At 67.2% G+C, this 14,049-nt stretch carries 15 protein-coding genes; 3 read left to right on the forward strand and 12 right to left on the reverse strand.

Annotation, left to right across the window (positions count from 1 at the left end):
- Positions 1 to 315 precede the first annotated feature (315 nt).
- Together CKO13_RS06355 and CKO13_RS06360 are read left to right on the forward strand one after the other, a co-directional pair.
- Positions 316 to 486: a hypothetical protein gene (locus CKO13_RS06355; protein ID WP_200258028.1), complete on the forward strand. Its 171-nt coding sequence runs from the start codon at positions 316 to 318 to the stop codon at positions 484 to 486.
- An 18-nt stretch (positions 487 to 504) separates the two neighbouring features.
- The gene (locus CKO13_RS06360) at positions 505 to 1,116 is read left to right on the forward strand and encodes a hypothetical protein (protein WP_200258030.1); all 612 of its coding nucleotides are present in this window, start codon (positions 505 to 507) and stop codon (positions 1,114 to 1,116) included.
- A 482-nt stretch (positions 1,117 to 1,598) separates the two neighbouring features.
- On the opposite strand, the gene CKO13_RS06365 is transcribed toward CKO13_RS06360, so the two are convergent.
- Complete coding sequence (locus tag CKO13_RS06365) at positions 1,599 to 2,264, reverse strand: RloB family protein (protein ID WP_200258033.1); 666 nt, start codon at positions 2,262 to 2,264, stop codon at positions 1,599 to 1,601.
- Positions 2,265 to 2,286: 22 nt separating this feature from the next.
- A complete protein-coding gene (locus CKO13_RS06370) occupies positions 2,287 to 3,564 on the reverse strand; it encodes an AAA family ATPase (protein WP_200258036.1) in 1,278 nt (425 codons plus the stop codon).
- A 447-nt stretch (positions 3,565 to 4,011) separates the two neighbouring features.
- On the opposite strand from CKO13_RS06370, the gene CKO13_RS06375 reads away from it, so the two are divergent.
- Positions 4,012 to 4,833, forward strand: coding sequence for an SDR family NAD(P)-dependent oxidoreductase (locus CKO13_RS06375; RefSeq protein ID WP_207132115.1), 822 nt, complete (start codon positions 4,012 to 4,014; stop codon positions 4,831 to 4,833).
- Here the strand turns inward: CKO13_RS06375 and CKO13_RS06380 are convergent.
- The 10 genes from CKO13_RS06380 to CKO13_RS06425 form a co-directional block, all read right to left on the reverse strand.
- Positions 4,830 to 5,489: a hypothetical protein gene (locus tag CKO13_RS06380; RefSeq protein WP_200258042.1), complete on the reverse strand. Its 660-nt coding sequence runs from the start codon at positions 5,487 to 5,489 to the stop codon at positions 4,830 to 4,832. The genes CKO13_RS06375 and CKO13_RS06380 overlap by 4 nt on opposite strands.
- Positions 5,476 to 8,601 carry an efflux RND transporter permease subunit gene (locus tag CKO13_RS06385; protein WP_200258045.1) on the reverse strand — a complete coding sequence of 1,042 codons (3,126 nt, stop codon included), beginning with the start codon at positions 8,599 to 8,601 and terminating at the stop codon, positions 5,476 to 5,478. The genes CKO13_RS06380 and CKO13_RS06385 overlap by 14 nt, the downstream gene beginning before the upstream one ends.
- Positions 8,598 to 9,791 carry an efflux RND transporter periplasmic adaptor subunit gene (locus tag CKO13_RS06390; RefSeq protein WP_200258048.1) on the reverse strand — a complete coding sequence of 398 codons (1,194 nt, stop codon included), beginning with the start codon at positions 9,789 to 9,791 and terminating at the stop codon, positions 8,598 to 8,600. Before CKO13_RS06390 ends, CKO13_RS06385 begins: the two co-directional genes overlap by 4 nt.
- 100 nt (positions 9,792 to 9,891) lie before the next feature.
- Positions 9,892 to 10,305, reverse strand: a complete 414-nt coding sequence (locus CKO13_RS06395; RefSeq protein ID WP_200258050.1) for a putative toxin-antitoxin system toxin component, PIN family — start codon at positions 10,303 to 10,305, stop codon at positions 9,892 to 9,894.
- Positions 10,298 to 10,546, reverse strand: coding sequence for a type II toxin-antitoxin system Phd/YefM family antitoxin (locus CKO13_RS06400; protein ID WP_200258053.1), 249 nt, complete (start codon positions 10,544 to 10,546; stop codon positions 10,298 to 10,300). Before CKO13_RS06400 ends, CKO13_RS06395 begins: the two co-directional genes overlap by 8 nt.
- A gap of 138 nt (positions 10,547 to 10,684) precedes the next feature.
- Positions 10,685 to 10,930: a thioredoxin family protein gene (locus tag CKO13_RS06405; protein ID WP_200258056.1), complete on the reverse strand. Its 246-nt coding sequence runs from the start codon at positions 10,928 to 10,930 to the stop codon at positions 10,685 to 10,687.
- Between the two features lie 22 nt (positions 10,931 to 10,952).
- Entirely contained in the window at positions 10,953 to 11,906 is a 954-nt protein-coding gene (locus CKO13_RS06410; RefSeq protein WP_200258059.1) for a permease, read from the reverse strand.
- Positions 11,907 to 11,920: 14 nt separating this feature from the next.
- Positions 11,921 to 12,445 carry an arsenate reductase ArsC gene (locus CKO13_RS06415; RefSeq protein ID WP_200258062.1) on the reverse strand — a complete coding sequence of 175 codons (525 nt, stop codon included), beginning with the start codon at positions 12,443 to 12,445 and terminating at the stop codon, positions 11,921 to 11,923.
- 11 nt (positions 12,446 to 12,456) lie between these two features.
- On the reverse strand, positions 12,457 to 12,804 hold the full coding sequence (locus CKO13_RS06420) for an ArsR/SmtB family transcription factor (protein ID WP_200258069.1): 348 nt from the start codon (positions 12,802 to 12,804) through the stop codon (positions 12,457 to 12,459).
- A gap of 176 nt (positions 12,805 to 12,980) precedes the next feature.
- On the reverse strand, positions 12,981 to 13,877 hold the full coding sequence (locus CKO13_RS06425) for an endonuclease/exonuclease/phosphatase family protein (RefSeq protein WP_200258071.1): 897 nt from the start codon (positions 13,875 to 13,877) through the stop codon (positions 12,981 to 12,983).
- Positions 13,878 to 14,049: the final 172 nt, after the last annotated feature.

The following is a 14,049-nucleotide window of genomic DNA, read 5'->3' on the forward strand; positions in this document are numbered from 1 at the left end:
ATCCGAGTGACATACATCCCGGTTCAGGAAAGATCGGCTGAGACGAATTGGGCAAGCGAAGACGTAATACGCGTGTAGGCCTAAAAAGGCGACATGGACAAGTCGCTTCGCATGGGCTCGGAATTTTCTATTAATTCTCCAGTAGAGTTTGGCTAACTCGTGGGAGCACTTTGCCAAGTATACACAGAAGGCTGGTCGTAGTTGTCAATACCTAACTGGTCATATACCAATTTAAGAAATAATTCGGGTTTCTCCTCGTACAACTTCTTGGGTTTTTGTACGGGGTTATGGCTCGAGTGCGCGCAAGGGGAAGTGGTGATTTTCAAGATAAGCGAAGACCTCAGCGAGCCGAGCCAGATCCAGCTCAACGATATCGACCGGCTTTTAAACCAGCGGCCGCGCAAGGCGCTGGACTTCAGAGCGCCCGAGGAGGCCATGACTGAAGAGATTCAGGCTTTCTCGGATACTTTTGCGCTTGATTCCTGAGACCAGCGGCTACTTGGTATGTTTAACAAAGTTCGCGCCTTTTTTAGAAGTAATTTCGGTCATTTTGCGAAAGAGGATTTCTGGCCCGGAAAGAAATGGATAGAGCCTACAAAAATCTTTTTTGTATGGGCGATCCCGGCTTTCTTTTTTGTGTTGTGGTCTTCTAAGTACGCCTCTGATGCTCAGTTCTTTCAGAGTGCGGTACGAGAAGGGATCGGGCCTAACCTATGGAATTTAATCGGGTCTTTAGGGTTGTTTGTTTTGGGGTTATCTGTGATTTTTCCTGGGTTTGACAGTCTTAGAGGGATTGCCCGAAACATACTTTTAAATACGTTTGCTATTGGTTCGCTCACTTTTGGTCTTCTTTTTGGGCGATTTTTTGTTAATTTTCCAATAGGGGGTATTTCATGGTGGAAGGAAGGATTGTTTGGGGTGACGTCAGCATTATTGTTTTTTGTGGTGTTTCTTTATAATCTAGCAATATGGTATCTTTCGTATTTGTTGGGTGTTGATAACATCGAAAAGTCTCCGTTTGTTTCTAAGATTGAGAGATGCAAATTGCCTGTACGATTTTTGATCGGTATATTTGTGTCGTTGCTGATTTTGTTAATTTTCTTGTCGGAAATTTGATAGCTATTGCAAGAGGCCGCCTACCTGTTGCGACCTGAGTGATTATATACTGCCAAGGGCAGTATGCTAACTCCCACCTGTCGTATTCACGAGAAGGCCGTGAGAGCCAAGATACGGCCTGCGGCCTTGTTGATGTCGGTGCTTGGGCAGTTCGTGACCAGCAGTTGGGCCCTGGGTGTCAAGGTATCTGACGACAGAGGACGCCGAGAAACGTGTATAACGTAGAACAGGGCGCCTAGGAGATCAGAGCGATGGCCGAGAACACCGAAGTGGTGACCGACCCGAAGCTGGAGTGACGCACGCGCAGGCAGTTCTCCGCCGCGGAGAAGCGCCGGCTGATTGCTGAGTATGACAACCTCCCACGCGGGGAGAAAGGCGTCTGGCTGCGCCGTGAGGGCCTCTACGGTGCTCAGCTGGCCAACTGGCGCAAGACGCTCAAGGAGCAAGGCGAGCAGGGCCTCGAGCCCAACAACGCCCCATATTTATTGAGCTTGCTTTATCACGGCCTCGATTAGCTTATGGACAGCCGTGTAGGGGTCGTCTTCCCGTGGATCTGAGTGCTTCTGATGCAGCCATTGAGCATGCTGGCAGGCCACATCCAGAACCGGTTGTGTTTTCTCGAAAATTTCTTTGTCATTCTTGCGGTAATTGGGAATGTGATTTCTCAAGCGATCAATTACATCATTGCATGATCCGCCGAAGGGAGAATCTGTGCACTCGTAATGGAGAAGAAGCCAAAGCTCAAAGCATGGCACGGAGGGGATGGCGTAGGCGTAGGCTTTTCCTGCTTTCTTACCATAGTCGCTGACCCGTTTAAGTTCCATACTATCTAGACGATTCAGAGCTTCATAATATTTGTCTGGTTCACAATCCCCGTCAAAAACGCAATAGACCCGATCAAAATTGCGGTCTTTATTAAATGCATATTCTGCATAATTTACCACCTGCAGTGGACCCGACTGGCACTCTCGACCACACACGCTGACATCCATTGTCGACAATCGGTGGAAGCCCCGTAATCTGCGAAAGTAGTTGGGCTCAGTTTTTTCACCTTCACAGACAATAAGGAACCGCTCTGAAGCATGCCGACGGGGTTTTTTACGCCGACGAAGCTGGTTAACAGATTTTCCTTTACGTTTTTGGGGCAAGGTTACAATTCCTTCAAGGCGGTCAATCTAAAATCGGTATGGCGCCGTAACGGCCGCGGAGGTAGCCGGCCTCTAGCGCTTCTTCCTTCCGTGGCTTGTAATCAGTCAGAGGATACAGCTCCGTAGCTCCCTCTTCTCCTTTCTCCGTGAACCATACCTGCTCACGCAGTAATAGATTCCGATCTTTGAGGATGCCAGTGTCATGAGTAACAAACACGATTTGGGCGCCATGAGGATTAGTTTCAGCTGACTGGATCAGGCGCACGAGATGCCGAACCAAAAGCGGGTGAAGGCTGTTGTCCAGCTCATCAATAAAAAGAGTCATGCCCTTATCCAGGATGTCCAGCCATGGACCAGCCCACCTGAAAAGCTGCTGCGTGCCGGCGGACTCTTTCGCAAGTGGTAACTGCATTTGCGCACCAGTCAGCCGCGATTTATGGATTAAATTGATATTTTTTACAAATTTCCCTTCGTGATCTTTACTAATTTTCTCCCTGATTTTTTTCGGCAATTTATCCGGTAGCACCTCAGGAGAGACGGGTTGTTTCTCGATCTTTACATCAACAATGCTCGGATCAGCATGCCGAAGAAAGTCAATTACTCGTTCGCTATCTTCGGCATTCTCACAGCGTTTTCCGGTGTAGGTCTCTTCCACTCCCGAGGGTGTAATAACCGACCCTAGACGGTCTCGGAACCAATGGAATACAGGCATCAACTGAGGATTGTTAAGCTGTGCCGCTGTAGACAGGAAAAGGGCATTATCTCGGGTCGTATTGATTAGGAATTTACGCTGCCCGCGGAAATGCTCGCCGAACTTCCAGTTAGTTTTTTCCTGTTCTGGCTCGTAGTACCTATGAAACCACTTTTGTCCCTTTTGTACACGACGTCCGGGCGGATAGGCTATGAGCCACTCTTCTACTACGCGCTTGGTTGTAGCTGCCACCCCATACTCATACCGTATCCCTTCTTGGACGAAGTGGATCTCGAACTCTGATGGCTCGAAGCCAGAGTCTTCCTTTAAAAGGAAGGGATCGGCTTCAATCGACTCTCCGGCCTGGCTCTCTTTGGAGGATTCCAGCACGAGGTAACGCAGAGTGCCCAAAGCCTGAATCAGGTTGCTCTTGCCGCTGGCGTTGGGACCATAGATTGCAGCGCCCCTGAGGAGGTCCGGAAACACCTTCGGATCGGAGGAGTGGATTAGACCGTGAGCGTCTTGGCCATGCTGGCGCGTAGCCACCAGGCTGAGTGTTTGCGGTTCCTTGAAGGAGCGGTAGTTAGCTACCGTAAATTCTACCAGCATCGACCAGCCTTACGAGTCTGAGAAGCTTCAAAGCATTTTGCACAGATATAGCACGCAAAAGCAAGTAACACAGAACGCTCTCCCTTGCCACTGGCCATCGCTACCTTAGTGCCTATCCGAATAACCCCGCCGCCGCTTGCCGGAAGGTGATCAGGCGCAGGCTAGATGGGGCATGGCTAGGTAGTTGCGGACCTTCTTCTCTCAGCGCATTAGCAAGCGTCAGACGCGATGCAGCCAGGAGTGTCTGCACTCGACAACCCAGTGCCTCGGTGCATGGCAGGACTTCTGCCGGTGTCACCCTACGGCACAACATGGAGGCCAGCGGCCGCCTGACCTGATGACTGAGTTACCCACACAATCCGGGACGGCGCCCGATATGGTAAAACCGCGCCGCACACGTGCTGTCAGCTACCTGCTGCGATCTGCATGACCCTATACCGCCAAGCCGTGATATCCCGCCCCAGGCCCGCTGGCTCGGCCACGCTCGGGCTGCCACCCGCCGCGGCCGTGGTCACCGGGGCGGCCAGCGGCATCGGCCGCTCGCTGGCCGTGCAGCTCGCCGAGGCCGGCCATCCGGTGCTCGCCGCCGACCGAGACGAGGCCGCCCTGGTGCGGCTCGCCGGCGCGCTCGAGGGCGCGGCCGGTGCCTGCCGGACCCGGGCGGTCGACGTCGCCGAGCCGGGGGCGAGCCGCTGGCTCATCGACGAGGCGCTGGCGGAGCTCGGGCGGCTCGACGCCTTCTTCGCCAACGCCGGCGGCGCCCGCTACCAGCCCTGGCACGAGGCCGATCCGCCGACGGCCGAGGCGCTCTTCGCCTGCCACGTCCTCGCCCCCATGGAGGCCGCCCAGGCCCTGCGCCGCCGCTTCCCCGCCGGGCCGCCGCGGCTGGTGATCACCACCTCCGCCCAGGCCGAGTGGGCCGTGCCGGGCTACGCCGCCTACGCGGCGAGCAAGGCGGCCATCGAGCGCTTCGTCGACGGCATCCGGGCCGAGGGCGAGGGCGGCTGGATCACGCTCGCCGACCCGGCGGCGACCGATACCGGCTTCTTCGCCCGGGCTGGGCCCGGCGTCCCCCGGGCCCTCGGCGTGCAGTCGCCGGAGGCCGTGGCGGCGGCGCTGATCCGTGCGGCGCGGCGGGGCCGGCGGCGGGTGACGCCGTCGCCGGCGTTCCGCTGGGCGCGGCGGCTCGAGCGGCTCCTGCCGGTCTTCCGGCGCCTCTACGTGCGCCTCGAGCGGCGCAAGCTGCGGCGCTGGCAGCAGGCGGGCTAGCCGAGGGGCTGGACAGCGGCCGCGGGGAAGGTCAGCCGGAAGGGCGCGGCGGCGAGGGCGGCGATGCGCGGCGCCTGGCGGATATCGGGGAAGCGGGCCGGGTCGAGCTGCTCGACGGCCGCCTGCGCACGGCGCAGCCGCCCCCGGGCGTGCGCCTCGACGCGGTAGGCCCGGCCCTCGAGCTCGTGGTAGAGGCGCAGGGGCCAGAGGGCGGTGCTCACCGGCAGGGCGGGGCGCTCGCTGATGCGCAGCGCGGCCTCGAGGAGGCCGTCGCCGACGCCGATGCGCTCGACGCCCCGGCGGTCGGCGGCGGACCAGGCGATAGGTACGGTCTCCTTGGGGATGCCCCAGTTGGCGCGGCCGCTGCGGGTGCTCGCCGCGCTGTCGACGAGGATGCGGGTGATGACGTGGCGACGCTCCCGGAAGCAGGTCCCCGGCGAGAAGAGCAGCTCGCGGTAGGGGCCGACGGGGCTGTCGTCGTAGGCGACGAGCATCGCCAGGGCGGGGCCGCCGTTGTAGTGGGGCCGCAGATGCTCGGGGAGGGCGGCGTGGCGGCGGACCCACGCCGGCGGCGTGCGCAGGAGCAGCACGACGCCGCGCCCCGTCAGGGTCCACGGCGCCGGCTGGATGGGGGACTCCGGGTCAGCGGGCGCCATCGGGTCGCAGCCGCAGCGCCCGCAGCCGTTCCCCCAGGTCGTCCAGGAGGCTGAACAGCACGGGCAGCACGACGAGGGTGAGGACGGTGCCCACCAGCAGTCCGGTGGCGGCGGCGATGCCCAGCGGGCTCATGCGCTCCAGGCCCACGGCCATCTCGAAGACCAGCGGCGTCAGCCCCAGCACGGTGGAGACGGTGGTCATGAGCACCGGGCGCAGCCGCAGGCGCACCGTCTCGACGATGGCCGCCTCGCGCGCCAGGCCCTCGGCCCGGGCCTGGCGCACGAAGTCCAGCAGCAGGATGCTGTTGTTCACCACGGTGCCGCCGAGCAGGATCAGGCCCATGATGGCCGGCATGCACATGGGCTTGCCGAACACCAGCAGGCCCCACAGGGCGCTGGCCACCGCCAGGGGGATGGCGGCGATGATGGCCAGGGGGTAGCGCACGGAGCCGAACAGGGCGAGGAGCAGCAGCGCCAGCATGCCGAAGCCGGGGAGCAGGGCGGCGCGCATGCGGCCCTGGTTGGCCTTCAGGTCGGTGACCGTGCCGCCCACCTCGACGGTGTAGCCGGCCGGCACGTCGAGCTTGGCCAGGCGCTGGCGGGCCTCCTTGGCCACGCCGGCGATGGTGTGGCCGCGGTTCACCGCGGTGATATCCAGCGTCTGCTGCAGGTCCTCGCGGGTGATGGCGGGCCGGGTCCACTGCAGCGAGGTGTCCGCCACCGCGCGCAGCGGCACGGGGCCTTCCGCCGTGGGCAGGTATACCCCGCCGACGCCGCCGGGCCGGTCCACATCGGCGTCGGCGTAGGCCACGCGGATGGGGACATCCAGGAAGCCCGTCAGGCGCAGGTCGCCGGCGGGCAGGCCGTCCACCGCCGCCGCCAGGGCCTGGCCCGTCTCCGCCGTGGACAGCCCCAGGCGCTGGGCCGACTCGCGGTCGACCGCGACGGTCTGCTCCGGCTTGTCGCGCAGCCAGCTGCGGCGCACGTCCAGCACCCCGGGCATGCCCGCCAGGGCCGCCAGGGCCCGCTCGCCGAGGGCGTCCAGGACCTCGGCCTCCGGGCCGCTGATGATGATATCCAGCGGCGCCTTGGTGGTGGAGATGGGGGTGGCCCCGAACTCGGAGACGGTGTAGCCCTTGACCCCGGGCAGCGCGTCCATGGCCGTGCGCCAGCGGTCCATGAGGGTCCAGATGTCCGCCTCGCGCCGGGTGCGGTCCACCAGGTAGACGGTGATGTTGACGGTCTGGGCGGTGGCGCCGCCGGCGCCGAAGCCGAGCTTGCCCGGCTCCGAGCCCACCACCGCGGAGATCCGCTGCACCCCGGGCGTGGCCGAGATCTCCGCCTCCACCCGGTCGAGCACGGCCTCCACCCGGTCCAGGTCGTAGTGGGCCGGGGTCTCCAGCTCGACGGTGGCGATGCCGGTGTCCATGGGCGGCATCAGCTCGTTGCCGATGAGCGGCGGCACGGTGCGGACGGTGCCGACGAGGAAGAGCGCCGCCGCGGCCAGCACCAGCCAGCGGCGGCGCAGGGCGGCGCGCACCACGTGGCCGGTCACCTCGGCCAGGCGGTCGGTCCCTGTGCCCACACGGCCCAGCCAGCGCTCCGGTGGGCTGGCGCCTTGGCGGGGCCGGTCCAGCAGCCGCGCCGCCAGGACGGGGATCACGGTCAGCGCCACCAGCAGGGAGGCGACGAGGGTCACCGTGATCATCAGGTTCAGCGGGCGCATGATGCGCTGTATATACCCGCCGGCGAACATCACCGGCAGCACCACCACGACGGTGGTGAGGATCCCGGCGGTGATCGCCGTGGCCACCTGGCGCGTGCCCGCCCGCGCCGCCTCGCGGGCGCTGCCGTCCGTGCCCTTGCGGTAGCGGCGGATGATGTTCTCCAGGACCACGACGGCGCTGTCGATCACCAGGCCCACGGCGATGATGAGCCCGGACATGGTGACCATGTTGAGCGAGTACGGGGTGAGGCCCAGGACGGCCAGGGCGGCCAGGAAGGCCAGGGGGATGCTTATCGAGGCCACGGCCGCCGCCCGCCAGTCGGCGAGGAAGACGAAGATCACGGCGACGGTGAGCACCACCGCCTGGAGCACGCTGTTGCGCAGGCCGCTGGCGTTGACCTCGATGAGCTCCTGCTGGCTGCCGGCGATCTCGAGGTGCAGGTCGCGGTACTCGGCGCGTAGGGCGGGCAGCTCCGCCTTCACCGCCTCGATGGCGGCCAGGGTGGCGCCCTCGCGGGGGCGCTGGATGCCGAGGGCGATGGCCGGCTCGCCGTTGCCGTGGTAGGCGCTGCGCGCCTCGGCGGTCCCCAGGCGCACGTCGGCCACATCGCCCAGGCGCACGGTGCCCTCGGGCCCCTGGCGCAGCGCCAGCCGCGCCAGCTCCCGCGGCGTAGCCGCCTCCCCGGCGACGGTGACCAGGTACTCCCCGCCCCCCTGCTGGACGCGGCCGGCGGGGATGGTGACGTTGGCGCCCTCCAGGGCGGCCACCACCGCCGCGACGCCGATCCCCTGGGCCGCCAGGGCCTCGCGGTCCACGGCCACCCGGACCTCCGGCTCGTGGCCGCCGAAGACCTCCACGTCGCCCACCGCGGGCAGCGCCAGCAGCCGGTCCTGGATGGGGTTCTCCGCCAGGAGGCGGACGTCGGCGAGGTCCTTGGGGCTGTCCGCCGCGGGGCGCAGGGCGAGGGTCATCACCGGGCTGGTGGCCTCGCTGACGGGGAAGACCCGCGGCCGCGCCACGTCGGCGGGCAGCTCGTCCGTGGTGCGGTCCAGGGCGTTGCTCACCGCCGCCACCGCCTCGTCGAGGCGCTTGTGGTAGCCGAAGGCGACACGGATGGAGGCCACGCCGTCGCGGCTGGTGCTGGTGAGATCGGTGATGCCGTCGAGGGTGCTCAGCTCCTTCTCCAGCACCCGGGTGACGTCGCTGGCCACGTCGCGGGCGCTGGCCCCGGGCTGGGTGGCCACGACCACCGCCTGGGGCGGCTGGGTGTCGGGGAAGAGGTCCACGGGCGTGCGGGCGAGGGCGAGCACGCCCCAGATCGCCACCAGCAGGACCACGGCCACCAGGGCGTGGGGGCGGTGCAGGGCCCAGTCGGTGAGCCTCAAGGCGTAGCCTCGGTGACCGGCATGCCGTCGGCCAGGCGGGTCCAGCCGAGATAGGGCGTGGTCACCACGGCCGCGCCCGGCTCGATGCCCGCCACGGCCACGCGCCCGCCGCTGCGCCCCTGGACGGTCACCGGCCGCGCCCGGGCCTTGCCGTCGCGCACCACGTACACCGTGGGCCGCTCATCGCCGCCGGCCAGGGCGTCGGCGGGGATCAGGGCCGCCCCCTCGATGGGCGGGAGGGCCACGGTCACCGGCACCTCCGCCCCCGGCGGCAGGGCCGTGCCCGCCGGCAGGTCCACCTCGGCCCGCGCCAGGCGGGCGGTGTCCAGGGCGGGGTGGATGCGGCTGATCGTCGCCTCGCGGGTGCCGCCGTCCAGCTCGAGGCGGACCGTCCGGCCCGCAGCCACCGCCGGGCGATCCGCGCGGGGGACGCCGAAGGCCAGGCGCATCTGCTCCGTGCTGCTGATCCGGATCAGGGGCTTGCCTGGTGCGGCCTGGTCGCCCGGGTCGACGGTGCGCTCCGTGACAACGCCGGCGAACGGCGCCTTCAGGGTGTAGTCCGCACGCTCCTGGCGCAGCTCCGCCTGCCGGGCGCGCAGCGAGGCCAGGCGGGCGGTGAGCGCCTTCACCCGCTGGCGGGCCGCCGCCAGGTTGCCGCGGGCCTCGTTGACCCGGTCCGCCGCCTCGTCCACCGCCGACTGGGAGACGGCCTCGTCCTCGCGCAGCCGCTGCAGCCGCTCCAGCTCCTTGCGCCAGTAGGCGGCGGAATCCGCCAGGGCGTCGCGGCGGGCCTCCTCGGCCGCGCGCTCCGCCCGGGCCTGCTCGAGGTCCGCGGCCACGCCGTCCAGCCGGGTGTCTACCGCCGCGCGATCCAGCTGGACCAAGGGGTCCCCCTCGACCACGGCATCGCCCTCGTCCACTGTGATCCCGGTGATCCGCTCGGTGACGCGCGCGCTCAAGGCGGCGGCGCGGACGGCCTCGGCCTCCGCCAGGTACTGCCGTGACCGCGCTAGCTCCTCCGCCCTCGCGGTGGCGGTATGGACGGCCACCGGCTCGGGCTGGAAGCGGGGGGCGGCGGCCATCTCCGCCTTGCGGCTGATGATGCCCCAGGCGGCTAGCCCGAGCAGGATGCCGACGGCCAGCAGCAGGAGGAGCCGGGCTCGCCGGCCCAGCTTGGGCTTGATCGCCATGCGTAGCCTTCCCATCCAGTCAGGACGATCGTGGACTGCATCAGACTCCGGGCGTTAGGGCAAGTGCCGCGGCTAGGCCGGCCGTGATGGGGCCAGGTGCCTAGGGCCAGGTCAGGAAGTGGGCCGGCTGTATAACTCGGATGCCGTGAAAGGGATCAAGCGCCAAAAGGTCCTGGTCGCCGGTGACGATGGCAGAGGCCTCGCCGCAGACCGCCACCTCCAGGAACTTGTCGTCCTTGGGATCCCGGCAGGCCTGGCATTTGCGCGTTATGGGCACCACACGCGCTACACCCCCCAGAAGCTCCAGGAAACGGCGCCGATCCGCGGTGCTCAGGTAAGGATCGAACTTCGGGCGCCCTAGCACCTCCACAAGCTCGCCGAGGGTCTCGTCGGAGACCAGCAGCACGCCCCGATCCAGGGCGTGGTCCACGGCCTGTGCCGCTACGCCGCCGGGTGCCAATAGCCGACTCACCAGTGTGTTGGTATCCAGCACCCACCGGGACTGCTCAATCATCCCGGAGCAGTTCGTCGAGCTTTTCCTCCGTTAGCCCGGCTTCCTTCGCAGCCGCTCCGACACGGTCGCAGAACTGCCGAAACTCCGCTACATTGAGGCGGGTCAGACGCTCGTACTCCTGGATCGACAGCACCACGGCCACATCGCGCTTCTGCCGCTGGATGAGGACCGGCTCGCGGCTCGCGTCCTCCAAGACGCGGGCCAGCCCCTGCTTGGCCTCGGTAGCGCTCACCGTGCGCATTGCCACCTCCGGTGGATGTACATTTTGTCTATAGAGTACACCTTCCCCGCGGCGGGCTCCACGGGAGGCCTCGGAGGAGCCGGTGGCCGTGCAAGGCCGACAGCGCCCGCGACGGCCACCGCGCCTACGGCGACCTTGTCACTGCGCGGCCTCCAGCCACTGCGCTACGCTTTTTCGGTCCGGCACGCCGCCGGCGTGGACCACCTCGCCGTCGACCACCACGCCGGGCGTGGACATGACCCCGTAGCGCATGATCTCGGCGGTCTCCTCGACCTTCTGCAGGTCGATGGCGACCCCCTGCTCGGCGGCCACCTCCTCGATGAGCGCCGCGGTGTTTTGGCAGTTGCGGCATCCGGAGCCGAGCACCTTGATCTCTCGGGCCATACGTTCCTCCTTCTGTCAGTATTCAAGCCAGCAGGTTGAAGCCCCACCCCACCAGCACGAAGGCGCCGGCGAGGATGGCGGCGTAGTAGGCCAGGGCCCGCCAGTGCAGGACCTTGCGCAGGATGAGCATCTCGGGCAGGGAGAGGGCGGCGATGGCCATCATCAGCGCCAGCACGGTGCCGATGGCGACCTCCTTGGCCAGCATGGCCTCGGCGACGGGGATGACGCCGGTGGCGTTGGCGTAGAGGGGCACGCCGATGAGCACCGCCGCCGGCACCGACCACCACTCGCCGCCGGCCAGGTACTCCGAGACCCACGCCTGCGGCACGTAGCCGTGGAAGAGCGCGCCCACGCCGATGCCGAGGAGCACCCACTTCCAGATGCGCCCGACGATCTCCCGCACCTCGCCGACGGCGTAGCGGTGGCGGCCGGCCAGGGAGTTGTCGAGCTTGGGGTGGGCCGTCTCGCCCATCTGGATCTGCCAGACGTAGCCGGCCACCCACCGCTCGGGGCGCAGGCGCTCCATGGCGATGCCGCCGACGTAGGCCACCGCCAGGCCGCTGGCGACGTACAGGGCGGTCAGCTTCCAGCCGAGGATGCCCACGAGCAGCACCACTGCCACCTCGTTGATCATGGGGCTGGCGATGAGGAAGGAGAAGGTCACCCCCAGCGGGATGCCCGCCTCGACGAAGCCGATGAACAGCGGCACCGAGGAGCAGGAGCAGAACGGCGTCACCGCGCCGAGCCCCACGGCCAGGGAGCGCGCCAGCCCCTTGGGCTTGCCGCGGACGTACTCGCGCACCCGCTCGGGGCTGATCATCGCCCGCAGCAGCCCCATGACGTAGATCACCGCCACGAGCATGGCGAAGATCTTGGCGGTGTCCATGACGAAGAACTGCACCGCCGGGCCCAGGGAGCCGTCGGGGCTCAGGCCCAGCAGGGTGTAGGCAATCCGGTCGCCGAGGGTAGCGAACATCGCGGCTCCCCGGGCTAGACGGCGGAGCGGTCGTCGGCGCCTTGTGCCTCGCGGCCGATCTCGTCCAGCCGGCGCTGGAGGCTCAGCCGGTCCAGGCGCTCCACGGGCAGGCTCACCAGCAGCCGGATGCGGGTCTGGACCTGGCGGAAGACCTCGGCGAAGACCGCCCGCTGCTCGGCCTCATTGACGGCCTGGTAGGCGGCCGGGTCCGGGAAGCCCCAGTGCGCCGACAGGGGCTGCCCCGGCCATACCGGGCAGGGCTCGGCGGCCGCCTTGTCGCAGACGGTGAACACGAAGTCCAGCGCCGGGGCATCGGGCCCGCAGAACGTATCCCAGGCCTTGGGGTACAGGCCCTGGGTCGGCAGCTCCGCCCGCTCCAGGACCTCCAGGGCCACGGGGTGGACCCGCTCGGCGGGGTGGCTGCCGGCGCTGTAGGCGTGGAAGCGGCCGGCGCCGTCGCGGTTGAGCAGGGCGGCGGCCATCTGCGAGCGCGCCGAGTTGCCGGTGCAGAGGAACAGGGCTTGGTAGGGGCGGTGCATCGAGGCTCCTCCTAGGCGCAGCGCGCCGCCTCGGGGCGGTTCGGCATGGCGTGCAGGGCCCGCCGATCGTCGCTGAAGGGGGGGGATCCGGCGCAGCCGTCGGTCCAGGCGGCGATCACCGCCTGGGCCCAGGGCGGCAGCTCGGGGTGGAGGCGGTAGTGGATCCAGGTGCCGCAGCGCCGTGGCTCCACGACGCCGGCCTGGCGCAGCTGCGCCAGGTGGCGGGAGACCTTGGGCTGCTCCATGCCGAGCGCGTAGGTCAGCTCGCAGACGCACAGCTGCCCCTCGGCCTGGAGCAGGGCGACACAGCGCAAGCGGGTCTCGTCGCTCAGGGCGCGGAAGAAGGCGGGGCTCTCCATGGGCGGCTCCTCACGCAAGGCCGATGGCGAGCCCTTTATACGCAGCCCCATGCCTCTATGTCAATATGCGTATATCCGTATATTGAGCTATAAAGGCCTCACGCCCTCCCCCATGAGCCCGGCCGCTAGGCCTAGCTCGGCTCGTACGGCCTTGAAGGCTGGGGAGCCTCTCGCCGCTACTCGCAGACCCGCTGCGCCGCCGCGATATCCGCCCGCCGTGCCGGCCCGATGCCGTCGATGCGCTCCAGCTCGGCCACGCCGGACCACGGCCATCGTCGCCGGGCGGCCTCGTGGCGCCAGGGGCGCCCGGAGGTCTTGGCGAGCAGCTCGGGGAAGCGCAGCACGCCCTGGCCGGTGACCGCCAGGCGGTGGCGGCGCGGCAGCCAGAGGTGGTCGTAGCGGCTGGCGTAGGCGCCGTCGGTGCTCGACAGCGTGGTGGCCGCGGCGATGGGCGCCGGCCGGGCCACCTCCTTGAGCGGCGCCCAGGCGGGGTGGTCCGGGGGGAGGTTGAAGTCGCCCATGAGCAGCCGGCGCTCGGTCTGCTCCGGGTAGATCTCGCCGAGCCACGCCCAGTAGCGCCGCAGGGCGCGGATCTCCGGGGTACGGTCGGCGACGCCGTCGCCGTAGAGGATGTGGACGGTGGCGGCGGCGAGGACCTCCCCCGAGCCGCGGTCGCGGAAGCGCGCCGAGAAGGGCTCGCGGGCGAAGGCGTCGCGGTCGTCGACGTAGACGACGGCGCCGTCGACGTAGGCCACCGCCGCCTCCCGCCAGATGAAGGCGTAGTGCTCCTGGTAGCCGTCGCCGACGGCGTGGGAGACCAGCGAGCCCCAGTCCTGCTGCGTGGCGGCCTCCAGGGCGCGCTCCAGCTCGGCGACGGCCTCCGGGGCCATGACCTCCTGCAGGGCGAGGAGGTCGAACTGGCTGGCGACCCGCGCCACGGCCGGGTAGCTCTTGGCGTTATCCCAGCCGAGGTGCTCGACGTTCCAGGAGGCGATGCGCAGCTCCGCGCCGGCGGCGGCGCTGGCGAGCAGGAGGAGGAGGGCGGTGAGCAGCGGAGCGAGCCGGGAGCGCATGGGCCGGTACCCTCTGGGGGGCCGGGCTCAGGCTCCCTCTGGGGCGCCGGCGGGATAGCTCGGGGCCGCGCTGCTCCCTGGCGGCCCTGCCTGGATGACAGCGCGATTCTACCGCCTTGCCGCGGCGGCGCTACAGCCGCCGCCCGCTACCCCTTCTGCCGCTTGCCCCTGC

Origin of the sequence: Halorhodospira neutriphila (genome assembly GCF_016584055.1) — a bacterium.
Classification (GTDB): Bacteria; Pseudomonadota; Gammaproteobacteria; order Nitrococcales; family Halorhodospiraceae; genus Halorhodospira; species Halorhodospira neutriphila.